We start from the raw sequence: 22,709 nt of genomic DNA, 5'->3' as shown, positions 1-22,709 counted from the left end.
CGGCGTGTCCGCCGTGAAGAACCAGGAGGGCCCGGACCGGCGGCCCGGCGGGACCTCAGCTCGTCAGCCAGGACCTCAGCCGGTCCTCACCCGCGAGGATCTTCCTGGTTTCCACCCGTTCGTCCCGCTTGTGCGCCAAGTGCGGGTTGCCGGGGCCGTAGTTGACCGCCGGGATGCCGAGCGCCGAGAAGCGCGAGACGTCCGTCCAGCCGTACTTGGGCTGCGCGGTGCCGCCGACCGCCTCGATGAAGGCCGCCGCGGCCGGGTGGTCCAGCCCCGGCAGCGCTCCGCCGCTGTGGTCCTCCACCACGAACTCCTCGATCCCGCAGCCGGCGAAGACCTCGCGCACGTGGGCGACGGCCTCCTCCTCCGTACGGTCCGGCGCGTAGCGGAAGTTGACGGTGACGACGCACTCGTCGGGGATGACGTTGCCGGCCACTCCCCCGCCGATGCGCACCGCGTTGAGGCCCTCCCGGTACTCCAGTCCGTCGATGACCGGGTACCGGGGCTGGTACTCCGCGAGCCGCCGGAGGATCGGGGCGGCCGCGTGGATCGCGTTCGAGCCCATCCAGCCGCGCGCCGAGTGGGCCCGCTCGCCCTTGGTCTTCAGCAGCACCCGCAGGGTGCCCTGGCAGCCGCCCTCGACCTGGCCGTCGGAGGGCTCCAGCAGGACCGCGAAGTCGCCGTGGAGCCAGTCGGGGTGCGCCTCGGCGACGTGCTTGAGGCCGTTGAGGTCGGCGGTGACCTCCTCGTTGTCGTAGAAGACGATGGTCAGGTCGCGGTTGGGGGCCGGGACGGTGGCCGCGATGCGCAGCTGGACCGCGACGCCGGACTTCATGTCGCAGGTGCCGCAGCCCCAGAGCACGCCCTCCTCGTCCAGCCGCGAGGGGACGTTGTCCGCGATCGGCACCGTGTCGATGTGGCCGGCGAGGATCACGCGCTCGGCGCGGCCCAGGTTCGTCCGCGCGACGACGTTGTTGCCGAGGCGGTCCACGGTCAGGTGCGGCAGGGCGCGCAGCGCGGCCTCGATCGCGTCGGCCAGCGGCTTCTCGGTGCCGCTCTCCGAGGGGAAGTCGACGAGCTGCGCCGTGAGTCGCGCGGCGTCCAGCGTGAGGTCAAGCGGGGTATCGGCCATGGCCTCGACCCTAACCCCCGAACACTCCGTGTGCTGCGGCACATTGCCCCCACAGAACTCATCGGTCCCGGCAGCCTCCAGTACCTTGTACGCGTGTCAGAGCCGTCCCGCACCCCCAAGCGCCACGGCCGCCTCGTCCGTTTCGGGGCGGCCCTCGTGGTCCTGCTCGCGCTCGCCGGCTACCTCACGGTGCAGTACCTCACGGGTGGCACCGGTACTCCGGGCTGCAAGGTCGTCTCCGGCAAGGGCGACGGCGCGTCGTACCGGTTCACGCCGGAGCAGGCGGTGAACGCGGCGACGATCTCGGCCGTCGGCACCGGACGCGGCATGCCGGAACGGGCCGTGGCGATCGCGCTGGCGACCGCCCTGCAGGAGTCGGGGCTGCGCAACATCCGGCACGGCGACCGGGATTCCCTGGGCCTGTTCCAGCAGCGGCCCTCCCAGGGCTGGGGAACGCCGAACGAGATCATGGACCCGACGTACGCGTCGGGTGTCTTCTACGCGCATCTGGCCAAGGTCCCCGGCTACACGCGGCTGCCGCTCACCGTGGCCGCGCAGCGCGTGCAGCGCAGCGGCTTCCCGCAGGCGTACGCCAAGCACGAGCCGGACGCCACCCTGCTCGCCGCCGCTCTCACCGGGCGCGCGGCGGCCACGCTCACCTGCACCGGCCGCCCGGGCGCGACCCGGACCACCGGTTCGGACGCGGTACGGGCCGCGTTGATGCGGGACTTCGGGCGGGACGTGGTGCAGGAGGCCGGTGCCGAGGTGGGCGGCGCGCCGGCGCCCACGCCGACGCCGAGCGCGGCCTCCAAAGGGGCCGGGCGGACCGTGACCCTGCCGGTGCCCCCCGGCGCCGGCTCCACCGCCGGGCACAGCTCGCGGGAGCGGGGCTGGCAGCTGGCGCACTGGGCGGTGGCCAACGCCTCCGCGCTGCACATCGAACGGGTGTCTTACGCCGGGCGGGTGTGGACCGCCGGGCTCACCGACAGCCGGTGGCGGGAGAGCGGCACGCAGGGGGCCGGCGGGGCCGAGCGGGGCGCGGGCGCGGTCCGGATCGTCACTGCGCAGTAGTGCGGATCTTCACCCTCCAGGGTTACGCGGGACGGGGCCGGGCGGGGTGGTGCGCGGGTTTTCGCGCGCTCACAGCCGTGGGGTCGGAAACCCTTGGGACGAAAGGGCCGTAAGGATTCGGCAGACTTTCGCACCGGAAGCCCTTTGTCCCTTTTGAGCGCAGCCGATAATGCGACGCATTGCCAACTCTTTACGTCGGATCGCCGCAACCTTCGCGGGCTCCGGGCGGTAGTCACTGCGTCCGAGCCCGGTCGGGACGAACTGCCCGGCGCGGACGGACACTTCATCTTTCCCTCGCGTCGAAGGAGCAACATGTCCCTCCCCCTGACCCGCCGGATCGCCCGTGCCGCGCTGCTCGTCGCTGCGGGAGCGGCTGCCGGGGTCGGTGCGGCCGGCTCCGCCAGTGCGGCTCCCGAACTGCCCGCCACCCCGAACCTGGGTGGGCTGACCGCCCTGGACGGCGCGAGCGTCGGCAACACCGCGGACAGCGCCGCGCGGCACGTCTCCGGGGTCGCGGGCGACAGCGGCGGCAACGCGCTCCAGCAGGCGGTGCCGGCCGCGGGCAAGACCGGCGGCAAGGTCGTGAAGCAGGCGACGCCGGTGGCGCGGAAGACCGCCGGGGAGGCCACGGGGGCGGCCGGTGGGCTGCTGGGCGACACGACCAGGACGGCCACCAGGGGAGGGCTGCCGACGGACTCCGTGGGCCACGGGGTGCCGGGGCAGCCGCTTCCCGTGAAGGGGTTGCCGCTGGGCTGATGGCCGGTGGGGTGCGGTGACGGGGTCCAGGGTTCGCCCCTGGGCCCCGTCGCCTTGTGCGGGCGTGTGCCGGCCCCGGCGGGGGCCGGGGTGGGGTCAGGCCGAGAGGCGGGCTGCTGCCGCTGCGACGCGTTCGTCCGTGGCCGTCAGGGCTACGCGGACGAAGTGGGCGCCCGCTTCGCCGTAGAAGTCGCCCGGGGCGACGAGGATGCCGCGTTCGGCGAGGTGGGCGACCGTCTGCCAGCAGGACTCGTCACGGGTGGCCCAGAGGTAGAGGCTCGCCTCGCTGTGTTCGATGCGGAAGCCGTGGTGGAGCAGCGCCTCGCGCAGCACCGTGCGGCGGGCCGCGTACCGCTCCCGCTGCTCGCGGACGTGGGTGTCGTCGCCGAGCGCCGCCACGACCGCCGCCTGGGTGGGCGCCGAGGTCATCATGCCGCCGTGCTTGCGGATCTCCAGCAGGGGGCCGAGGACCGCCGGGTCGCCGGCCAGGAAGGCGGCGCGGTAGCCGGCGAGGTTGGAGCGCTTGGAGAGGGAGTGGACCGCGACGACGCCGTCGTAGGAGCCGCCGTTCACGTCCGGGTGCAGGACCGAGACCGGGTCCGCCTCCCAGCCCAGCTCCAGGTAGCACTCGTCGGAGAAGACCAGCACGCCGTGCTCGCGGGCCCACGCCACGGTCCGGGTGAGCTCCTCCTTGCCGAGCACCCGGCCCGTCGGGTTCGACGGGGAGTTCAGCCACAGCAGCTTCAGGCCCTCGGGGTCGAGCCGCGTCGGGTCGTCGTAGACCTCGTACCCGGCGCGGGCCAGGCGGGCGCCGACCTCGTAGGTCGGGTAGGCCAGGCGCGGGAAGGCCACCCGGTCGCCGGGGCCCAGGCCCAGCTGGGTGGGGAGCCAGGCGACCAGTTCCTTGGAGCCGACGATCGGCAGCACGTGGCGGTGGGTGACCCCCCGGGCGCCGAGGCGGCGCTCGACCCAGCCGGTGATCGCGTCCCGCAGCTCGGGCGTGCCCCACACGGTCGGGTAGCCCGGCGAGTCGGCCGCGGCGACGAGCGCCTTCTGGATCAGCTCGGGGACCGGGTCGACCGGAGTGCCGACGGACAGGTCGACGATGCCGTCCGGGTGGGCCGCGGCCGTCTTCTTGTACGGCTCCAGCTTGTCCCAGGGGAAGGTCGGAAGACGATCGGAGACTGCGGACACGGGAACGGGCTCACTTTCTGCTACGGCAAACGCCCCGGTCCCGTGCGGCGGTCCGAACGCTCGAGGTGTTCCGGCCGTACGGGACCGAGGCGGCGCGATGGGCGGGCCGCCGGGCGTTACTCGCCCTGCGGCGGCAGCGCGGCGATCACGGGGTGGTCGCGCTCGATCAGCCCGAGCTTGCTGGCGCCGCCGGGGGAGCCGAGCTCGTCGAAGAACTCGACGTTGGCCTTGTAGTAGTCCTTCCACTCCTCGGGAGTGTCGTCCTCGTAGAAGATCGCCTCGACCGGGCAGACCGGCTCACAGGCTCCGCAGTCGACGCATTCGTCCGGGTGGATGTACAAGGACCGCTGGCCCTCGTAGATGCAGTCGACCGGGCACTCCTCGATGCACGCCTTGTCCTTGACGTCGACACAAGGCTGCGCGATGACGTAGGTCACGCTGTCGTTCCTCCTCGATAGGGCGCTGGCGGGCCTCCACAGGCTCCGCCGCCTGGCGCGCGGGAGCGCGGCGTCGTCGATGCCCGCCCCTAGTATCTCCGTTCCTGGGCATGATCCGAACAGGAGGGGTGAACCGACCCGTGGAAATCTCTGCATCAGGACGCCTCGAGGTCCGCATCACCGCTTCTGACGTGGGAAAACGAGTCTCGGTACGGCGCTTGGGCGAACCTGGGGCGCCGGGTGAGAAGTTCACCGACACGGTAGGGGTTCTCACATCATGGGACGACGGTGTGCTGCTGATCACACGGAAGAGCGGCGAAACCGTCCGCATCGCGGAGTCTTCGCTGGTGGCGGGCAAGATCGTGCCCGCCGCGCCGGCGCGCCGCCGGGGTCCCGCGACCTCGTACGAGGAGCTGGCGCGGGTCGCCGCCCGGGCGTGGCGGCCGGTGGAGAGCGAGCGGCTCGGGGAGTGGGAGTTGCGGGCCGCCGGAGGGTTCACGCGGCGGGCCAATTCGGTGCTGCCGCTCGGTGACCCCGGCCTTCCGCTCGACGAGGCGCTCTCCGCCGTACGACGCTGGTATGGCGAGCGCGGGCTGCCCGCGTACGTCCAGACCGCGACCGGCGCCGAGGGCGCGCAGGAACAGCTGTGCGTGGAGCTGGAGCGGCGGGGCTGGGTGCGCGAGGTGACCGCCGAGCTGTGGATCGGGGCGCCGGCACCGGTCGCCGACCGGGACCCGGGCTCCGGGGTCGTGCTGTCCCGCACGGCCGACGAGGCGTGGCTTGCGCGTTACCGGCGCAAGGGGGTGAGCGAGGTGGCCCTGAAGGTGCTGGGCAGCGGGCCCTCGGTGTGGTTCGCGACGGTTCCCGGTGCGCCCGGCCGGGCGCCGGCCGCGATCGGGCGGTGTGTCGTGGACGGGCGGTGGGTCTCCTTCGCCGCCGTCGAGGTGGACCCGGAACAGCGGCGGCGCGGGCTGGCCACCGCCGTGATGGCCGCGCTGGCCCGGCAGGCGCTGGACGAGGGCGCATCGGCTGCGTGGCTGCAGGTCGAGACCGACAACGCGGGGGCGCGGGCGCTGTACGCCGGGATGGGCTTCGCCGCGCACCACGCCTACCACCACTACCGCGAGCCGGACCCGCAGCCGGGGACGCCCGGCGCCCGCCGCTCGTGACGATCTCCGGGAAAGGGTACGAGCCGGTCATGCGACCTCCCTGTCCCCCGCCGCCCGACCGGTCCGCGCAGCTGCGGCGCCGGTTCGCCGAGGAGGCGCGGGCCGAGCGGCCCGATCTCTCGCTGCTCTGCCTGCTGGTGGGCGCGGAGGCCGACGGCACGCTCGACGAGGCGGGCATGGACGCGGCACAGATCGAGCTGGACCGGCTGGCGGGGCGGCTGCCGTACCGGCCGGGCGGACCGCGCGCGTGGGCCCAGGCGCTGTGCGAGCTGCTCGGGGAGTACTGCGAGTTCCGCGGCTCCGGCGCGGACTACCGGCGGCTGGAGTCCTCGCTGCTGCACGAGGTGCTGCGGCGGCGGCGCGGGCTGCCGATCCTGCTGTCGGTGGTGTGGATGGAGGTCGCGCGCCGCGCGGGGGCCCCGGTGTACGGGGTCGCGCTGCCCGGGCACTTCGTGGTCGGGTTCGGGACGGCGGAGGAGCAGGTGCTCGCCGACCCGTTCGACGGCGGGCGGGTGCTCACGGGGGCGGACGCGGAACTGCTGGTCGTCGGGGCGACCGGGGCGCCGCTGCATCCGTCGATGCTCGTGCCTGCGACGCCCCTGGACGTCGTGCTGCGGATCCTCAACAACATCCGCGCGTGGGCCGCGGCCCGCCCCGAGCGGTCGGACGTGGCGCTGTGGGCGGTGGAGCTGTCTCTGCTGCTGCCCTCGCACCCGGCGCGGCTGCGGTACGAGCGGGCTCAGGTGCTGGTGCAGCGCGGGGAGTTCGTCGGCGGGGCCGTGGAGCTGGAGGCGTACGCGGAGCTGGTGGCCGCGGTGGACGAGACCGCGGCCCGGCGGGTGCGGGAGCAGGCGCAGGCCGCGCGGGCCCGGCTCAACTGACGGTGCGGTGCCTTGCCGTCGGGCGGTGCCTTCTCGCCGTGAGGGCTCGCCCCGGCGGGCGGGTGCGGGTTCGTCGTGGCTGGTCGCGCAGTTCCCCGCACCCCTTGGGAGTTGGTGCGAACGGGGTCCGACGGCCGCGCCCCCGGAAGGTCACAGCCAGCCCTTTTCTCTGGCGATGCGGGCGGCTTCGCTTCTGTTGCGTACGGCCAGTTTCTGGATGGCTGTCGAGAGGTAGTTGCGGACCGTGCCCTGGGACAGGTGGAGGGACGCGGCCAGTTCGGCGTTGGTGGAGCCGTCGGCCGCGGCGCGGAGCACCTCGCGTTCGCGGTCGGTCAGCGGGTTGGCGCCCTCGGCGAGGGCCGCGGCGGCCAGGGTGGGGTCGATGACCCGCTCCCCGGAGAGCACCTTGCGTATCGCCTGGGCCAGTTGGGCGGCGGGGGCGTCCTTCACCAGGAACGCGTCGGCGCCGGCCTCCATGGCGCTGCGCAGGTAGCCGGGGCGGCCGAAGGTGGTGAGGACGACCAGCTTGAGGGCGGGGAGTTCGCGGTGCAGCACGGCGGCGGCCTCGATGCCGGTGCAGCCGGGCATCTCGATGTCGAGCAGGGCCACGTCGACGTCGTGCGCGCGCGCCGTCGCCAGGACCTCGTCCCCGCGCGCCACCTGGGCGACGACCTCGATGTCGTCCTCCAGGCCGAGCAGGGCGGCCAGTGCCTCGCGGACCATCGACTGGTCCTCGGCGAGGAGGACCTTGATCGTGCTGCTCATGCCGGGGATCCTACGTCCGCGGGGGCCGTGGCGGGCGCGCGGGCGACGAGCCGGAAACCGTGCCGGGAGCGGCCCGCCTCCAGCGTCCCGCCGGCCTTGGTGAGGCGTTCGCTCAGGCCGGTCAGGCCGTTGCCGGGTCCGCTGCCGGAGCCGCCCGATCCGTTGTCCTCCACGGACAGTTCGAGCATCGGCCCGTCCAGCGTCTGCCGCCGCACCACCTCCACCGCGCAGCACTGGGCCCCGCTGTGCCGTACCACGTTGGTGACCGCCTCGCGCAGTGCCCACGCGAGGGCGGACTCGCTCTCCTCGGGCACGCCGTCGAGGTCGGGTTCTGCGGGCAGTTCGGCGGTGACCCCGGCCGCCGTCAACGCGACCCCGGCGCCCGCGAGTTCGGCGGACAGCCGGGGGCGCCGGTAGCCGGTGACGGCCTCGCGCACGTCGACGAGGGCCTGCCGGCTGACCTGTTCGATGTCGGCGATCTGCTGGGCGGCCTTGTCCGGGTGGGCGGGGAGCATCCGGCCGGCCAGCTCGCTCTTCAGCGTGATCAGGGAGAGCGAGTGGCCGAGCAGGTCGTGCAGGTCGCGGGCGAGCCGCAGGCGCTCCTCGCTGGCGGCGAGTTGCGCGACGGTGGCGCGGGCCTTGCGCAGTTCGACCGTGGTGCGCACCAGTTGCCGTACGCCCGCCATGGCGAAGCCGATCAGCACCACCAGCAGGAGGACCTGCCAGGGCTCCTGCTCACCGTCGCGCGCCCCGACGAGCAGCATGGCGGTGCCGGTCAGCGGGATCGTCCAGGAGGCGGCGCGCAGCGGGAGCGCCGCCCCGCAAGCGACGGAGACGTACACGAACAGGCCGGCCCAGGCCGATCCGAGGGTGAGGCCCAGGACGACGGCCAGGGCGCCCAGGGCCGCGATCCGGCCACCGACGTACCGCCGTCCCAGGGACCGCTCCTCGGGCAGGCCCACGTTGCGGAAGAGCAGCGTCAGGTAGACGGCGACGAACGCCGCGAGTCCCACCCCGCCGGCCACGGTGCCGGACGGGGTGTGGTGGCCGGAGGCCAGGTCACGGACCGGCTCACTGAGGAACACCAGCCAGATGCCGATCCACAGGCTCTTGCCCAGCGCCTGACGGCGGTCGCGGGGGGGCTGCCCCACGGGTATCGGCCGTTCCGCACACGCCTCTTCCCGCACTCGGTCCTCCGTCACGGTCCTCACGCCTTCAGCGTGTCCTTCCGGTACAGCCACGCCGCGCCGCCCACGAACAGGGCGAAGAAGAAGACGAGGACGGCGATGTCCCTGCCGGCCGGGGCCTGGCTCTGTTCGATGGCCCGCCCCAGAGCAGCGTACGCGTGGGTGGGCAGCCACTCGGCGATGTCCTGCAGCCACTGCGGGAAGGTGGTGGACGGCATCCACAGGCCGCCGAGGATCGACAGGCCGAAGTAGATGATCATCGTGATCGGCCGGACCGCGTCCCCGGAGGCGAGATAGCCGATGGCGACGCCGAGCGCGGCGAACACGAGGCTGCCGGCCCAGATGACCCCGGTGAGCGCGAGCCACTGCCAGGCGTCGAGGCGGACGTGCTTCACAGCGGCGGCGACGATGAACACCACGATGATCGACGGCAGGCTCGCCACGGCCGCGCTCGCGGTCTTGGCGAGGACGTAGCCGCGCCCGGGGAGCGTGGTCAGCCGCAGCTGCCGTACCCAGCCGCTCTCCCGCTCCTTGGCGATGCGCTCGCTGTTGCCCACCAGGACGGCGGTCAGGGCGCCGAACGAGGCCATGGAGACCATCAGATAGGTGGCCACCGTCAGGCCGCTGTCGCCGACCTTCTGGTCGGAGCCGGAGCTGCTCGAGAAGATCAGGTAGATGAACGAGGGGTAGAGCACCGAGAAGAACAGGAACTTCTTGTTGCGCAGGACGCGCGCGATCTCCAGCTTGATCAGGCTGTTCACGACTGCCTGGCCTCCTCGGCCTCGGTGATGGCGACGAACGCCTGCTCGAGCCCGAGCCCGGCGACTTCGAGATTGCGGGGGTAGACGCCGAGTCCGTACAGGGCGTGCACGGTCGCGTCGGCGTCGGCGGACTGGATGCGGACGGTCCGGCCCGACACGTCGATCGAGGTCAGGAACGGCAGGCCGCGCAGCGCCGCCTCGTCGACGGGGTCCGCCAGGTCGAAGGAGACACGGCGGGCGCCGGCCTTCGCCTTGATCTCGGCGGCGGTGCCGTCGGCCAGCAGCCGCCCGCGGTGGAGCACGAGCACCCGGTCGGCGATCGCGTCCGCCTCCTCCAGGTAGTGCGTGGCGAAGAGCACCGTGCGACCCTGGTCGGCCTGCTCGCGCATGGTGGTCCAGAAGGCCTGGCGGGCGGAGACGTCCATGCCGGTGGTCGGCTCGTCCAGGACGATCAGGTCGCTGTCGCCGGCCGTGGCGAGGGCGAAGCGGACGCGCTGGGCCTGGCCGCCGGAGAGCTTGTTGACCTTGCGGTCGGCGATCGAGGAGATACCGGCGCGGGCCATCACGTCCTCGACCCGGTAGCGCCGGGGGTGCAGGTCGCAGCCGAGCTTGACCAGCTCGGCGACGGTGACCTCCTCCATCAGCCCGCCGCTCTGGAGCATGGCGCCCACCCGTCCGGCGACGATCGCCTCGCGCGGGCCGGCGCCGAAGACGGTGACCGTGCCGCTGTCGGCCTGCTTGAGGCCGAGCAGCAGATCGAGCGTGGTGGACTTGCCGGCGCCGTTCGGACCGAGCAGCGCCACGGTCTCCCCCGGGTGCAGGTCGAGGGTCAGCCCGTCCACGGCCCGTACGTCCCCGTAGCTCTTGGTCACCTGGTCGAACCCCGCCACCGTGTCCGTGGCGGTGCTCTCCGCTGTCGTTGTCATGCTCCCCATCCTGGCCGTCGGGCCGGGGCGCCGGGCAGTGTCGGAGGTCCTGACCGGCGGATGACAGATGTCATACGGGGCGGGTGACGGGGGAGGCCGGTACGACGGAGGGCACCCGGTGTCCGTGCCGGACCGGGTGCCCTCCTCGTGACGTCGCGCTCGCTAGCTGGGGTTCGTCTGGATGACGCCCACCCGGTTGGTGGTGCTCAGCAGGGCCGGGCGCAGGGCGCTGATCACGTCCTGGACGGTGACGGCCGTCTTCTGGCCCGTGCCCCGGGTGACCAGGACGCCGTCGAAGGTGCTGCCGTAGAGCTCCTTCAGCGCCGCCTGGTCGTAGTACTCGACGAGCTTGCCGTTCACGGCCTTGACGCCGAGGAACTTCCACAGGGACTTCTGCGGGCTGAACGCCACGACGTGCGCCCCGTCGGGGGTCTTCAGGATGACCTTCGCGGACATCGCCGGCTGCGCGAACTGCTTCATCATCCGGTCGACCTCGGCGTTGGAGACCGTCGGCCGGCGCATGGTGGTGGGCAGCTGCACCGGAGTGCCCGCCCCCGACTCCACCGCGGTGCGGTACGCCTGCTCGACGGCCCTGGTCGACCCGGCGACGTCGACGCCCTTGCCCGTCCTGCCGTAGACGGGGACCGCCTTGCCGGACTCGAACTTGATGGTGCCGTCCGAGGAGACCGCGCCGCCCGAGGCGTTCTGCAGGGCCACCTGGAGCTTCTCCTCGTCGACCGGCATGACCGGGTCGACGACGCGCTCGCCGCCGAAGAGCGAGCCGATCACGGAGACCGGGTTGTAGTCGCTCTTCGCCGCCGCGCTCGCCGTGGCCTGGGTGTCGAACTGGAGACCGGCCTGGTCCGGCTTGAGGGTGAGGGTCTTGCCCTCGACCGACAGCTTCAGCGGTGTGTTGACCCGGCCGCCGAAGACGTCGTCGAGCTTCTTGACCGCGTCGTCACGCGTGCCGCCGCCGATGTCGACGCCGAGCACGGTGGTGCCCTTGGGCACGTCGGAGTGGTTCATCAGCAGCCCGGCGCCGTAGGCGAGACCGGCGAGGGCGACGAGGCCGCCGCCGACGAGCGCCACCTTGTTGCGGCCCTTCTTCTTGGGCGCCTTCTTGCCCGAGGGGGCGGAGGCGTTCGGCGCGAGCGGCTCGGGCAGCCTCGGGGGCGTGTGCGGCACCGGGCCGCCACCGCCGGGGCCCGGCCGGAACGGCGCGTTCGGGCCGGCCGGCACGACGGGGATGCCGCTGGTGACGGTGTGCCCGGAGACGTTGTCGGGCCGGTTGCCGTAACCGGGCGTGCCCGGCTCGGCCGGCTTCTGCGGGGTGAGGATCGCGGTGTCGTCGCTCAGGCCGCCGCCCGGGTGCGCGCCGGGGGCGCCGCCCGTTCCGGCCGGGCGGCCGCCGAGGGGTGGCACCCGGGGGCCGTCCCCGGTGACCGGGCCGGCGGTCGGGCCCGCGGGACCCTGCGCACCGGCCGGGCCGCCGGGCCGGGGGAAGCCGCCGGTGTCGCCCGGGCCGCCGTAGCCGCCCTGTCCGTTCGGGCCGCTCTGACCGTTCTGCCCGTTCTGGCCCGCCGGTGCGCCCTGGTTGCCCTCCGTGAAGTAGGGCAGGTCGTCGCGGCGCGGCTCGCCGCCGGGGCGGGAGCCGCCGCCCAGCGGGCCCGCCGCCAGCGCCTCGGTCACGTCGAAGGAGCCGGTGCCGCCGCCGTGGCCCGGCGCGACGGGGCCGCCGGTGGCCCCGGGCAGCCCGGTGCCGCCGGTGGAGCCCGGGCGGGCCCCGCCGCCGGGCCGGGAGCCGCCCGGCACGCTCATGGAGCCGACGACGCCGCCCGGACGGCCGCCGGCGCCCGGAGCACCCGCACCGGACGCGCCGGAGCCGGACGTGCCCGGTCCGCCGCCCGCGCCGGTCGCGGGCGCGCCCGAACCGCCGGGCAGCCCCGCGCCGTTGGTGGAGCCGCCGCCCGGAGCGCTCTTGGCGGGGCCGGACTTGCGGGGCGCGAACCAGTCGCTGGTCGGCTTCTCGTCGGCCGCGGCCGGGGGCTCGGCGGCCGGCTCCTGGGGGGCGGGGGACGGCGCGGCGGCCGGTGCCTGCGCTTCGACGCCGGTGTCCTCGGCCGCGTTCTCGGCCCCGGAGCCGGACTCGGCGACGGGCTTGCGCATGACGACCGGCGGGATGGGCCGGGACCCGGGGATGTTGATCCGGATCCGGGTCGTCAGCGTCGTCTCGGTCTTGCGTTCCTCCGGCTGCGCGGCCGAACGGCCCGCATCCGCACCGTTGTCGGAGACCATGGGCGTGCCGTAGGGCGGGGTCCCCGAGGGGTAGGCGGCTCCGCCGCGCCCGTTGGGCCCGGAGGACGGAGTGTCAGTTTCACGACTCAAGGCAGGTTCTCCCGGTTGGCTCCGCCGCCCGACACGACCTCACTTTGCTCGAGCGGCTCGGCGGCGCGCACCACCATACTGGCCACTTCTGGCCTGTATCCCACGACCGCCGGGGAAACCCGCACCGGACCCGCACGCGCAAGCCGGGCAGAAGTAGGACGTCACTTGCCAAGTCGGACGTCGTCGCCGTCCGGTTGCCGCCCCGGACCCAAGGTGGCGCAGATCACAGCAAGTGCCATGCCGCCGAGCAGGAAGAGATAGGAGCCGCCGCCCGCGGCGAAGAGGAAGTCCCCCTCGGGCCGGCTGGCGGTGAGCAGGACCACGGCGACCATCCAGCCCGCGGCGGGCGCCACCGCCCCGGCCCGGCTGCGCGCGGCCCGCGCCCCGCCCAGGAAGAGGCCGGCGGCACCGGCGAGGGCGAGCAGCAGCCCGCTGGGGAACCAGGCGGCCTGCACCAGCGCCCCGGCGACGGCGACCACCGCGCCGAGCACGAAGAGTCCCAGGTAGGCGGCGAAGCGCCCGGCGGAGGGCGGCCTCAGCGGCTGGGCCAGCAGGGGGCCGCCGCGGTCTGCCGGGCTCACGACGCCTCCTCGATCCCCGCGAACAGGTCGGTCTCCCGCTCCCCGCGGTGCGCGCCGCGCACCAGCTCGTAGTACTCGGTGCCGAAGAGGGGCTGCGCGAGTTCGTTGGAGAGCGCGAAGTACGGCTCGGCGACCTCGATCTGCGTGGCGTGCGCGCGCATCGCGGCGGCCTTGGCGGCGGTGTACGCGGTGCCGCCGTCGATCTCCGTGGTGATCCGCTCGTCGTCCACGACGCCGGGGAGGTCGTCGACGGAGGCCGGCTTGGCGAAGGGCAGGCCGGGCAGGTCGTCCTGGAGCCGGGCGAAGGCGGCCTCGGCGACGGAGCGCGGCATCCGGTTCCAGTAGACCTTGGCGATCCGCCAGGGGTCGCCCAGATCGGGCCGTACGGCGGCGTCGGCGGCCAGGTCGGCGGCGCGCATGGCGACGCGGTGGGCCTGGATGTGGTCGGGGTGGCCGTAGCCGCCGTGGTCGTCGTAGGTGACGAGGACCTGGGGGCGCACCTCGCGGATCACCGCGACGAGGTGCTCGGCGGCCGCGTCGAGGCCGGCCTGCCACAGGCAGCCCGGGTCGTCGTTGTCGGCGAGACCCATCATGCCGGAGTCCCGGTACCGCCCGTCGCCCCCGAGCAGCCGGACGTCGCCGACGCCCAGCTCGCGCAGGGCGGCGTCGAGCTCCCGCCGGCGGTGCGCGCCGAGCGCGGCGCCGCCCAGCCGCCGGAGGTCGGGCGGGATGACCTCGCCCCGCTCACCGAGGGTGCAGGTGACCAGGGTCACCCGGGCGCCCTCGGCCGCGTAGCGGGCCATGGTCACGCCGTTGTTGATCGACTCGTCGTCCGGGTGCGCGTGCACCAGGAGCAGACGCCGGGCGGGCAGTTCCGTCATGGGGTCCAGCCTACGAGGCGTCCGCCCGGACGGCGCCGCCGCCGGTGCGGGGGTGCGCGGTGGGCGACGTCGTCAGAACTTGAGGCTGCCGATCATCCCCGCGATGTTCGTGGTCAGCTCGCTGATCGTGGGAGCGACCGTCGAGGAGGCGAGGTAGAAGCCGAGGAGCATGCACACGATGGCGTGACCGGCTTTCAATCCCGACTTCTTGATCAGCAGGAAGACGATGATCGCCAGCAGCACCACCGCCGAAATCGAGAGTGCCACGGCGGCTCACCTCCAAAGATCCCAGGACACGGGGGGGTTCGGACTATGGGGGCAGATAAATCCACACAGGGAGCAGCAGGTTCATACCCACTATGCGCTAGTGATCATAACTATCCGTACGTGCGCATCGATCGGCGCACGGCCGCACAAGGGGGCGCATGGCCAATATGGTCATGGCATGACGACCGAGCCTGTCTCCTTCCCCCGACGGCACGCGCGGACCCAGCGGTTCACGCTCGGCGCGCCGCGCGCGTTCGCCGTGGCGCCCGACGCGTCCCGCGTCGCGTTCCTGCGCTCGAACTCCGGCACGGACCGGGCGCATTCCCTGTGGGTGCTCGATCTGGCGGACGGCCGGGAGCGGGTGGCCGCCGACCCGCGGGCCCTCCTCGGCGGCACCTCGGAGCACCTGTCGCAGCAGGAGCGGGCGCGCCGCGAGCGCAGCCGCGAGGGCGGCGCCGGGATCGTGGGCTACGCCACCGACACGGCCGTGGAGTTGGCGTCCTTCGCCTTGTCAGGGCGGCTTTTCACGGCGGAGCTGCGGGCCGGCACGGCACGTGAACTCCGGGTCCCCGGACCCGTGATCGACCCCCGCCCGGCCCCCGACGGGCGGCATGTCGCCTACGTCTCCGGGGGCGCCCTGCGGGTGGTGGGCGCCGAGGGCGAGGGCGACCGGGCCCTCGCCGAGCCGGAGCCCGCGGAGGGCGGGGGCGAGGTCTCCTACGGGCTGGCCGAGTTCATCGCGGCGGAGGAGATGGACCGGTCGCGGGGGTTCTGGTGGGCTCCGGAGTCGGACCGGCTGCTGGTGGCGCGGGTGGACGACACGCCGGTACGGCGGTGGTGGATCTCCGATCCGGCGCAGCCGGAGAGCGAGCCGCGGCGGGTCGCGTACCCGGCGGCGGGCACCGGCAACGCGGAGGTGCGGCTGTTCGTGCTCGGCCTGGACGGGACGCGCACGGAGGTCCTCTGGGACCGCGCCCGCTACCCCTATCTCGCCCGTGCGCACTGGTCAGCGGCGGGTGCGCCGCTGCTGCTCGTGCAGGCGCGGGACCAGCGCAGCCAGCTCTATCTGGCCGTGGACCCGGACTCGGGGGCGACCCGGATGGTGCACGCCGACGAAGATCCAACATGGCTGGATCTTTTCCCTGGGGTGCCCAGCTGGACCCCGTCCGGCCGGCTCGTGCGGATCACCGACGAGGGCGGCGCGCGGCGCCTGGCGGTGGGCGAACGCCCGCTGACCGGGCCGCAGTTGCACATCCGGGCGGTTCTCGACGTGGCGGACGACGACGTACTGGTCTCGGCCTCGGCGGGCGAGGAGGCGGCCGCCGAGGAAACCGGCGAGGTGCACGTCTACCGGGTCAACGAACTCGGCTGGGAGCGGGTCTCCCAGGAGCCCGGCGTGCACGCGGCGGTGCGCGCCGGGAGCGTGACCGTACTGGTCTCCGCCACACTCGACCGGCCGGGCGCCCGAGTCCGGGTGCTCCAGGACGGCAAGCAGACGGCCACCATCGCCTCCCATGCCGAAGATCCCGGTTTGTCCCCGCGCGTGACCCTCACCCAGGGGGGCGCACGCCGAATCCCGTGCGCCGTGCTTATGCCTACGGACTACCACGGTGACACTCCCCTGCCGGTCCTGATGGATCCCTACGGCGGCCCCCACGGCCCCCGCGTGGTCGCCGCGCACAACGCGCACCTCACCTCCCAGTGGTTCGCCGACCAGGGTTTCGCGGTGGTCGTCGCGGACGGCCGCGGCACCCCCGGCCGCTCCCCCGCCTGGGAGAAGGCGGTCCACCACGACTTCACGCTCAGCCTGGACGACCAGGTCGAGGCCCTGCGGGACCTCGCGCGGACCCACCCGCTCGACCTGTCCCGGGTGGCGATCCGCGGCTGGTCCTACGGCGGGTACCTGGCGGCCCTGGCCGTGCTGCGCCGTCCCGACGTCTTCCACGCGGGCATCGCGGGCGCCCCGGTCACCGACTGGCGGCTGTACGACACCCACTACACGGAGCGGTACCTGGGCGACCCGGCCGCGCACCCGGAGTCGTACGCCAGGAGTTCCCTGGTCACCGACGAAGGCCTGGCCGAGCCCGCCGAGCCGCACCGCCCGCTGATGATCGTGCACGGCCTGGCCGACGACAACGTGGTGGTCGCCCACGCCCTGCGCCTGTCCTCCGCCCTGCTGGCCGCCGGGCGCCCGCACGAGGTGCTCCCGCTGTCCGGCGTCACCCACATGACCCCGCAGGAACAGGTCGCGGAGAACCTGCTGCTGCTCCAGGTGGACTTCCTGAAGCGTTCGCTGGGCCTCGTCTGAGCCCGGGCGCACGGCAACGGGCCGGGGCGACTTGGCGCGCCCCGGCCCGTTCACGGCACCCGCACGGCCGTACGCTGTTCAGCCTGACGCGTCCGTATATCGGTGCCGCTTCCATGAAGTTGCCTGCGCGTTAACGCGGTTGATGGTGCTATGTACGGCTGGGGCCTGCCCGGCGGATCATGCCGGACAGGCCCTATGCGGTCACCAGGCCGTGTTCCGGCGGGGGTTCCTCAGGCGGCACCACCTGCCTCTCCTCGGCGAAATGGCAGGCCGAGTCGTGCGCCGCGGGCCCGCCGGCGGGCCGGAACCAGGCGGGCACCGCCAGCGCCGGCACCTCCACCGCGCACCGCTCCCGCGCCTTCCAGCAGCGGGTGCGGAAGCGGCAGCCGGAGGGGATGTCGGCCGGGGACGGCACGTCGCCGGTGAGGATGATCCGCTCGCGGCGCTCCCGGGCCTCCGGGTCCGGGACCGGGACGGCCGACAGCAGCGCCTGGGTGTAGGGGTGCGTGGGATGGTCGTAGATCTCGGTGTCGGTGCCGGTCTCCACGATCCGCCCCAGGTACATGACGGCGACCCGGTCCGAGATGTGCCGCACGATCGACAGGTCGTGCGCGATGAAGACGTAGGAGAGGTCGAACTCGGCCTGCAGCCGCTCCATCAGGTTGACCACCTGCGCCTGCACCGACACGTCCAGCGCGGAGACCGGCTCGTCGGCGACGATGATCTCGGGGCGCAGCGCCAGTCCCCGGGCGATGCCGATGCGCTGGCGCTGGCCGCCGGAGAACTGGTGCGGGTAGCGGTCGACGTGCTCGGGGTTGAGGCCGACGACGTCCAGCAACTCCCGCACCCGGCGCCGCCGGTCGCCCTTCGGCGCGGCCTCCGGATGGATCTCGAACGGCTCCTGGACGATGTCGCCCACCGTCATCCGCGGGTTGAGGGAGGTGTACGGGTCCTGGAACACCATCTGGATGTTGCGCCGCACCGCCTTCAGCGCCCGGCCCGACAGCCGGGTGATGTCCTCGCCCCGGAACCGGACCGAACCGGCCGTCGGCCGCTCCAGGTTGCACAGCAGACGGGCCACCGTGGACTTGCCGCAGCCGGACTCCCCGACGATGCCGAGGGTCTCCCCCCGGCCCAGCTCGAAGTCGACGCCGTCGACCGCCCGGACGGCGCCGACCTGCTTCCTGAAGAGGATGCCCCGGGTCAGCGGATAGTGCTTGACCAGCCCACTGACCTCCAGGATCGGCTCAGCCATGCAGGCACTCCCTCCAGAAGTGGCAGGCGCTCCCCCGCGTCCCCGACGCGGCCCCGCCCTCGTCCACCGGGTACAGCGGCGGCACGTCCGTGCGGCACACGTCGCGGGCCATCGGGCAGCGCGGATGGAAGGCGCACCCGGGCGGGATGTGCGTGAGGCTGGGCGGCAGGCCCTTGATGGCGTAGAGCTCCCGCCCCTTGAGGTCCAGGCGCGGGACGGAGTCCAGCAGGCCCCGCGTGTAGGGGTGGGCGGGCGCCTTGTAGAGGTCGTGGACCGGCGCCGACTCCACGATCCGGCCCGCGTACATCACCGCGATCCGGTCGGCGACGTCGGCGACCACGCCCAGGTCGTGGGTGATCAGGACGAGGCCCATGCGGTACTCGCGCCGCAACTCCGCGAGCAGGTCCATCACCTGGGCCTGCACGGTCACGTCGAGCGCGGTGGTCGGCTCGTCGGCGATGATCAGCTCCGGCTCCAGCGCCAGCGCCATGGCGATCATGATGCGCTGGCGCATCCCGCCGGAGAACTGGTGCGGGTAGTCGCGCGCCCGCTGGGCGGCGGCCGGGATGCGCACCCGGTCCATCAGATCCACGGCCCGCGCCCGCGCGTCCCCGCGGGACGCGCCGCGGTGCACGACGAACATCTCGGCGAGCTGGTCGCCCACGGTGAGCACGGGGTTGAGGGCGGACAGCGCGTCCTGGAAGATCATCGCCATCCGCGCGCCCCGGATCCGGCGCCGCTCCTCCTCCTTCAGCCGCAGCAGGTCCCGGCCCTGGAAGAGGATCTCGCCGCCGGTGATCCGCCCCGGCGGGGTGTCGAGGATGCCCATGACGGCCTGCGCCGTCACGGACTTGCCCGAGCCGGACTCCCCGAGCACGGCGAGCGTCTCGCCGGCGTCCACCTGGTACGAGACGCCGTTGACGGCGTGCGCGACGCCGTCCCGGGTCCGGAACTCCACGTGCAGGTCCCGCACTTCGAGCAGCACGGCGGCTCACCTCAGCTTCGGGTCGAGGGCGTCGCGCACCGCGTCGCCGAGCATGATGAACGCGAGCACCGTCACCGCCAGCGCGCCGGAGGGCCACAGCAGCGCGTGCGGGGCGTTGCGGACGTAGGGCGAGGCGGCGGAGATGTCGATGCCCCAGGACACGCTCGGCGGCTTCAGCCCGACGCCCAGGTACGACAGGGTCGCCTCGAGGGCGATGTACGTGCCGAGCGCGATGGTCGCCACCACGATCACCGGTGCCACCGCGTTGGGCGCGATGTGCCGCAGCAGGATGCGGGCGGGTGAGGCGCCCAGGGCGCGGGCGGCCTGGACGTAGTCCTGCTGCCGGGCGGTGATGACCGAGCCGCGCGCGATCCGGGAGATCTGCGGCCAGCCGAGCAGCACCATGAAGCCGATCACGGGCCAGACGGTGTTGCTGCTCACCACCGACAGCAGCACCAGGCCGCCGAGGACGACCGGGATCGCGAAGAAGACGTCCGTCGCCCGGGACAGGAACCCGTCCCAGGCCCCGCCGAAGAAGCCCGCGAGGCCGCCCAGCACCGAACCGAGGAGCGTGACGCCGAGCGTGGCGCACACGCCGACCGTGACGGACGCGCGGGCGCCGTGGACGGTGCGGGTGTACACGTCGCAGCCCTGGCCGTCGAAGCCGAACGGATGGCCCGGCTGGGACCCCTCCTGGGCCTTGACCAGATCGCACTGGAGGGGGTTGCCGGGGGCGATCAGGGACGGCCACAGGGAGATGACGACCAGGAAGCAGATCACCACGGCCGAGACGACGAAGACCGGGTTGCGGCGCAGGTCGTGCCAGGCGTCGGACCACAGGCTGCGCGGCCTGCCCCGCCGTTCCGGGCCGCCCCGGCCCCGCGGGGGCCCTTCCAGGGTCGTCGCCTCGCCGGTCGCGAGGTCCATCGCGCCGCCCATGCCGGTCCCGGCGATGGCGCCCTCGGGCGGACGGGGCTGCTCAGGCATAGCGGATCCTCGGGTCGAGTACGGCGTAGAGCAGGTCGACGAGGAGGTTGGCGATCAGGAAGACCAGGACGAGGACCGTCACGAAGCCGACCACCGTCTGGGTGTTCTGGCGGAGGATGCCCTGGTAGAGCTGGTAGCCCACGCCGTGGATGTTGAAGATGCGCTCGGTGACGATCGCGCCGCCCATCAGCGCGCCGATGTCGGCGCCGATGAAGGTGACGACGGGGATGAGCGAGTTGCGCAGCAGGTGCCGGCCCACGACCCGGCGCCGTGGCAGGCCCTTGGCGATCGCCGTGCGGACGTAGTCGGCCCGGCGGTTCTCCGCGAGGGAGGTGCGGGTCAGCCGGGTGACGTAGGCCAGGGAGACGGAGGCGAGGACCAGGCCGGGCACGATCAGCTCGCCGAACGTCGCCTGCGGGGAGACCGAGGGTTTGATCCAGCCCCACTGGACGCCGAGCAGGAGCTGGAGCAGCAGCCCGGTGACGAAGGTGGGGACGGAGATGACCACGAGGGTGAGGACGAGGACGGAGGTGTCGAGGGGCGTTCCGCGCCGCAGCCCGGTGAGGACGCCCAGGACGATGCCGATGACGATCTCGAAGAGGATCGCGACCACGGTCAGCCGGATCGTGACGGGGAACGAGGCCGCCATCAGCTCGGTCACCGGCTGGCCGTTGAAGGCCGTCCCGAAGTCGCCGGTGAAGACGTTCCCCATGTAGGTCGCGTACTGCTGCCACAGCGGCTGGTCGAGGCCGAACTCCCGCCTCAGCTGGGCGGCCGTCGCCGGATCGCACTGCCGCTCGCCGCACAGGCCCGCGACGGGGTCGCCCATCACGTTCACCATCACGAAGATGAGCAGCGTCGCCCCGACGAACACCGGGATCATCTGCAGCAGGCGCCGGATCACATAGCGTCCCACGGCCGCTCAGCCGACCTTGATCTCGTCGTAGACCGGGACGCTGAAGGGGTTGAGCGTCACGTTCGACAGCCGCTGCGAGTAGCCCGCGCTGCCGTTCTGGTACCAGAGCGGGATCGCCGCCATGTTGTCCCGGACCACGCCCTCGGCCTGCTGGAAGAGCCGGACGGCCTTCGCCCGGTCGGTCTCGGCGTTGGCCCGGTCGACGAGGCGGTCGAAGTCCTTGTTCGACCACTGGCCGTCGTTGGAGGAGGCGCCCGTGTAGTACAGCGGCTGGAGGAAGTTCTGGATGAGCGGGTAGTCCATCTGCCAGCCGGCGCGGAACGGGCCCGCCATCTTGTGCCGGCCGATCTGGTTGCGGAAGTCGGCGAAGGTGCCGATCGGGTTGCCCACGCAGGCCTTGTCGTTGCCGAGGGCGTTGTTAATGGAGTTGCACACGGCGTCCACCCACTGCTTGTGCGAGCCCGTGTCGGCGTTGTACGTGATCTTCACCTGGCCGCCGGGGATGCCGCCGCCCTCCCGGATCAGCTCCCTGGCCCGCGCGGGGTCGTAGTCGCAGGCGCTTCCGCACAGACCGGCCTGGTAGCCGCCCTCCGCTCCGAGCACCGGCGAGGTCCAGTCGGTGGCCGGGGTGCGGGTGTTGCGGAAGAGGGTCTCGGTGATCTGCCTGCGGTTGATGGCCATGGACAGGCCCGTGCGCACCTTCCGCGCCCCGCCGGTGTCCCACTTCTTGTCGTAGTAGGGGAAGGCCAGCGTCTGGAGGATCCCGGCCGGGGTGTTGATGTAGCGGCCGTCCAGGTCGGTCCTGACGTTCTTGAGCTGGGTGGCGGGCACGTCGTCGACGAGGTCGAGATTGCCGGCCAGCACGTCGGTGTACGCGGTGTTGCTGTCGGTGTAGACCATGAGCGTCACACCGTCGTTGCGGGCCTTGTCCTCGCCGGGGTAGGCGTCCCACTTGCGCAGGGCCATCGCGGAGCCCTTGGTGTACGACTCGATCCGGTACGGCCCGTTGCCGACCGGCTTGCTCACCCAGGCCGCGTGGTCGGTGAAGAACGCCCTGGGCAGCGGGGCGAAGGCCGGGTAGCCGAGGGTGTCCGGGAAGGTGGAGAACTTCTGGCCCAGCCGGACGGTGAAGGTCCTCGGGCCGGTGACCTTCAGCCCGGAGAGGGTGTCGGCGCGCTGCGCGCCGCTCTCGGGGTGGACCTTGTCGTAGCCCTCGATGTAGCCGAAGAAGTACGCGTTCTTCTGGTTGTTCCGCAGGCTCGCGCCGTAGTTCCAGGCGTCGACGAAGGAGCGGGCGGTGACCGGCTCGCCGTTGCTGAACTTCCAGCCGTCCTTGACGGTGACGGTGAAGTTCCGCGAGTCGCGGGTCTCGATGCTCTCGGCGAGCATGTTCTCGGCCTTGCCGGTCCTCGGGTCGTACCGCTTCAGCCCGCGGAAGATCATGTCGAGGACCTTGCCGCCCTGCACCTCGTTGGTGTTGGCGGGCTCCAGCGGGTTCTGCGGGTCGCCCCAGGACGAGGTGAGCACTCCGGCGGCGCCGCCGGCGCCGACACCGGTCCCGCAGGCGGTGGGCGCGAGCACCGCGGCCACCGCGCAGGCGGCCCATCGGGCGTGCCGGGCTCCACGCATGGGGTGCCTCCTCGGGAGTGCGCTGTGCCGCCTGCGCCGGGGCGCGGAGAGGTCCCGCACATATCAGCACATAAGCGTCACGCCACACCCGTGCCTCGCGGGTGGGCGCCGGACACCAGCCGGACGGACGCACCCGGGAGGAGCACGTCCGTCGGCCGCGTGGGGCCCGCGGGGAAGCCGGGAAAACGCCGGTTCCCGGCACCTGGGTCAGGTGCCGGGAACCGGGGTGGTCA

21 protein-coding genes are annotated in these 22,709 nt (G+C 73.1%); 5 read left to right on the top strand and 16 right to left on the bottom strand.

All coding sequences use genetic code 11. From position 1 onward, the window contains the following. Positions 1 to 55: 55 nt before the first annotated feature. A complete protein-coding gene (dapE, locus tag ACIPM1_RS04840) occupies positions 56 to 1,135 on the bottom strand; it encodes a succinyl-diaminopimelate desuccinylase (protein ID WP_402428957.1) in 1,080 nt (359 codons plus the stop codon). A 93-nt stretch (positions 1,136 to 1,228) separates the two neighbouring features. Between dapE and ACIPM1_RS04835 the strand changes: the two genes are divergently transcribed. After that, positions 1,229 to 2,206: a heavy metal transporter gene (locus ACIPM1_RS04835; RefSeq protein WP_402428954.1), complete on the top strand. Its 978-nt coding sequence runs from the start codon at positions 1,229 to 1,231 to the stop codon at positions 2,204 to 2,206. A gap of 312 nt (positions 2,207 to 2,518) precedes the next feature. Next, positions 2,519 to 2,962 (top strand): ATP-binding protein, encoded by a 444-nt coding sequence (locus tag ACIPM1_RS04830; protein ID WP_402428950.1) that lies wholly within the window; start codon positions 2,519 to 2,521, stop codon positions 2,960 to 2,962. A 96-nt stretch (positions 2,963 to 3,058) separates the two neighbouring features. Here ACIPM1_RS04830 and ACIPM1_RS04825 read toward each other — a convergent pair whose 3' ends face one another. Both ACIPM1_RS04825 and fdxA read right to left on the bottom strand, forming a co-directional pair. After that, the gene (locus ACIPM1_RS04825; protein ID WP_356195321.1) at positions 3,059 to 4,156 is read right to left on the bottom strand and encodes a bifunctional succinyldiaminopimelate transaminase/glutamate-prephenate aminotransferase; all 1,098 of its coding nucleotides are present in this window, start codon (positions 4,154 to 4,156) and stop codon (positions 3,059 to 3,061) included. Between the two features lie 116 nt (positions 4,157 to 4,272). Continuing rightward, positions 4,273 to 4,593 (bottom strand): ferredoxin, encoded by a 321-nt coding sequence (fdxA, locus tag ACIPM1_RS04820; protein WP_020942069.1) that lies wholly within the window; start codon positions 4,591 to 4,593, stop codon positions 4,273 to 4,275. A gap of 140 nt (positions 4,594 to 4,733) precedes the next feature. On the opposite strand from fdxA, the gene ACIPM1_RS04815 reads away from it, so the two are divergent. Then, a complete protein-coding gene (locus ACIPM1_RS04815) occupies positions 4,734 to 5,762 on the top strand; it encodes a GNAT family N-acetyltransferase (RefSeq protein WP_402428945.1) in 1,029 nt (342 codons plus the stop codon). A 29-nt stretch (positions 5,763 to 5,791) separates the two neighbouring features. After that, positions 5,792 to 6,643, top strand: a complete 852-nt coding sequence (locus ACIPM1_RS04810; RefSeq protein ID WP_402428942.1) for a tetratricopeptide repeat protein — start codon at positions 5,792 to 5,794, stop codon at positions 6,641 to 6,643. A 150-nt stretch (positions 6,644 to 6,793) separates the two neighbouring features. Here ACIPM1_RS04810 and ACIPM1_RS04805 read toward each other — a convergent pair whose 3' ends face one another. The 8 genes from ACIPM1_RS04805 to ACIPM1_RS04770 all read right to left on the bottom strand — a co-directional run bounded on the left by ACIPM1_RS04805 (position 6,794) and on the right by ACIPM1_RS04770 (position 14,396). Continuing rightward, positions 6,794 to 7,408, bottom strand: coding sequence for a response regulator transcription factor (locus tag ACIPM1_RS04805; RefSeq protein ID WP_402428939.1), 615 nt, complete (start codon positions 7,406 to 7,408; stop codon positions 6,794 to 6,796). Continuing rightward, positions 7,405 to 8,619, bottom strand: a complete 1,215-nt coding sequence (locus ACIPM1_RS04800) for a sensor histidine kinase (RefSeq protein WP_402428937.1) — start codon at positions 8,617 to 8,619, stop codon at positions 7,405 to 7,407. The genes ACIPM1_RS04805 and ACIPM1_RS04800 overlap by 4 nt, the downstream gene beginning before the upstream one ends. After that, positions 8,616 to 9,356 (bottom strand): ABC transporter permease, encoded by a 741-nt coding sequence (locus ACIPM1_RS04795; protein ID WP_402428934.1) that lies wholly within the window; start codon positions 9,354 to 9,356, stop codon positions 8,616 to 8,618. The genes ACIPM1_RS04800 and ACIPM1_RS04795 overlap by 4 nt, the downstream gene beginning before the upstream one ends. Continuing rightward, positions 9,353 to 10,282: an ABC transporter ATP-binding protein gene (locus ACIPM1_RS04790; RefSeq protein WP_402428931.1), complete on the bottom strand. Its 930-nt coding sequence runs from the start codon at positions 10,280 to 10,282 to the stop codon at positions 9,353 to 9,355. The genes ACIPM1_RS04795 and ACIPM1_RS04790 overlap by 4 nt, the downstream gene beginning before the upstream one ends. A gap of 162 nt (positions 10,283 to 10,444) precedes the next feature. Then, positions 10,445 to 12,667 carry a hypothetical protein gene (locus tag ACIPM1_RS04785; RefSeq protein WP_402428928.1) on the bottom strand — a complete coding sequence of 741 codons (2,223 nt, stop codon included), beginning with the start codon at positions 12,665 to 12,667 and terminating at the stop codon, positions 10,445 to 10,447. A 161-nt stretch (positions 12,668 to 12,828) separates the two neighbouring features. Next, positions 12,829 to 13,248, bottom strand: coding sequence for a DUF6113 family protein (locus ACIPM1_RS04780; protein ID WP_402428925.1), 420 nt, complete (start codon positions 13,246 to 13,248; stop codon positions 12,829 to 12,831). After that, positions 13,245 to 14,129 carry an N-acetyl-1-D-myo-inositol-2-amino-2-deoxy-alpha-D-glucopyranoside deacetylase gene (gene mshB / locus ACIPM1_RS04775; protein ID WP_402428922.1) on the bottom strand — a complete coding sequence of 295 codons (885 nt, stop codon included), beginning with the start codon at positions 14,127 to 14,129 and terminating at the stop codon, positions 13,245 to 13,247. Before mshB ends, ACIPM1_RS04780 begins: the two co-directional genes overlap by 4 nt. Before the next feature lie 72 nt (positions 14,130 to 14,201). Continuing rightward, a complete protein-coding gene (locus tag ACIPM1_RS04770; RefSeq protein ID WP_356191760.1) occupies positions 14,202 to 14,396 on the bottom strand; it encodes a hypothetical protein in 195 nt (64 codons plus the stop codon). A gap of 178 nt (positions 14,397 to 14,574) precedes the next feature. Between ACIPM1_RS04770 and ACIPM1_RS04765 the strand changes: the two genes are divergently transcribed. Then, positions 14,575 to 16,704 (top strand): prolyl oligopeptidase family serine peptidase, encoded by a 2,130-nt coding sequence (locus tag ACIPM1_RS04765; RefSeq protein WP_402428918.1) that lies wholly within the window; start codon positions 14,575 to 14,577, stop codon positions 16,702 to 16,704. 193 nt (positions 16,705 to 16,897) lie between these two features. On the opposite strand, the gene ACIPM1_RS04760 is transcribed toward ACIPM1_RS04765, so the two are convergent. From ACIPM1_RS04760 to ACIPM1_RS04740, 5 genes are read right to left on the bottom strand one after another with little or no spacing between them, the layout of a single operon-like run. Continuing rightward, positions 16,898 to 17,959 carry an ABC transporter ATP-binding protein gene (locus ACIPM1_RS04760; RefSeq protein ID WP_402428915.1) on the bottom strand — a complete coding sequence of 354 codons (1,062 nt, stop codon included), beginning with the start codon at positions 17,957 to 17,959 and terminating at the stop codon, positions 16,898 to 16,900. Next, positions 17,952 to 18,944: an ABC transporter ATP-binding protein gene (locus ACIPM1_RS04755; protein WP_402428912.1), complete on the bottom strand. Its 993-nt coding sequence runs from the start codon at positions 18,942 to 18,944 to the stop codon at positions 17,952 to 17,954. The genes ACIPM1_RS04760 and ACIPM1_RS04755 overlap by 8 nt, the downstream gene beginning before the upstream one ends. Positions 18,945 to 18,950: 6 nt before the next feature. Then, positions 18,951 to 19,931: an ABC transporter permease gene (locus tag ACIPM1_RS04750; RefSeq protein WP_402428910.1), complete on the bottom strand. Its 981-nt coding sequence runs from the start codon at positions 19,929 to 19,931 to the stop codon at positions 18,951 to 18,953. Further along, entirely contained in the window at positions 19,924 to 20,847 is a 924-nt protein-coding gene (locus tag ACIPM1_RS04745; protein WP_356191774.1) for an ABC transporter permease, read from the bottom strand. The genes ACIPM1_RS04750 and ACIPM1_RS04745 overlap by 8 nt, the downstream gene beginning before the upstream one ends. 6 nt (positions 20,848 to 20,853) lie before the next feature. Next, positions 20,854 to 22,476, bottom strand: coding sequence for an ABC transporter substrate-binding protein (locus ACIPM1_RS04740; protein ID WP_402428907.1), 1,623 nt, complete (start codon positions 22,474 to 22,476; stop codon positions 20,854 to 20,856). Positions 22,477 to 22,709: the final 233 nt, after the last annotated feature.

The sequence above is a fragment of the Streptomyces sp. NPDC086766 genome (genome assembly GCF_044746005.1).
Taxonomy (GTDB): domain Bacteria; phylum Actinomycetota; class Actinomycetes; order Streptomycetales; family Streptomycetaceae; genus Streptomyces.
Note: the sequence above shows the minus strand (reverse complement) of the source record. Positions and strands in the feature narration are given on the sequence as shown.

Coding starts and splice junctions, on each gene's coding strand:
- mshB (WP_402428922.1), bottom strand. CDS start 14,129: ATGACGGAACTGCCCGCCCGGCGTCTGCTCCTGGTGCACGCGCACCCG.
- ACIPM1_RS04760 (WP_402428915.1), bottom strand. CDS start 17,959: ATGGCTGAGCCGATCCTGGAGGTCAGTGGGCTGGTCAAGCACTATCCG.
- ACIPM1_RS04810 (WP_402428942.1), top strand. CDS start 5,792: ATGCGACCTCCCTGTCCCCCGCCGCCCGACCGGTCCGCGCAGCTGCGG.
- ACIPM1_RS04805 (WP_402428939.1), bottom strand. CDS start 7,408: ATGAGCAGCACGATCAAGGTCCTCCTCGCCGAGGACCAGTCGATGGTC.
- ACIPM1_RS04740 (WP_402428907.1), bottom strand. CDS start 22,476: ATGCGTGGAGCCCGGCACGCCCGATGGGCCGCCTGCGCGGTGGCCGCG.
- dapE (WP_402428957.1), bottom strand. CDS start 1,135: ATGGCCGATACCCCGCTTGACCTCACGCTGGACGCCGCGCGACTCACG.
- ACIPM1_RS04750 (WP_402428910.1), bottom strand. CDS start 19,931: ATGCCTGAGCAGCCCCGTCCGCCCGAGGGCGCCATCGCCGGGACCGGC.
- ACIPM1_RS04830 (WP_402428950.1), top strand. CDS start 2,519: ATGTCCCTCCCCCTGACCCGCCGGATCGCCCGTGCCGCGCTGCTCGTC.
- ACIPM1_RS04765 (WP_402428918.1), top strand. CDS start 14,575: ATGACGACCGAGCCTGTCTCCTTCCCCCGACGGCACGCGCGGACCCAG.
- ACIPM1_RS04790 (WP_402428931.1), bottom strand. CDS start 10,282: ATGACAACGACAGCGGAGAGCACCGCCACGGACACGGTGGCGGGGTTC.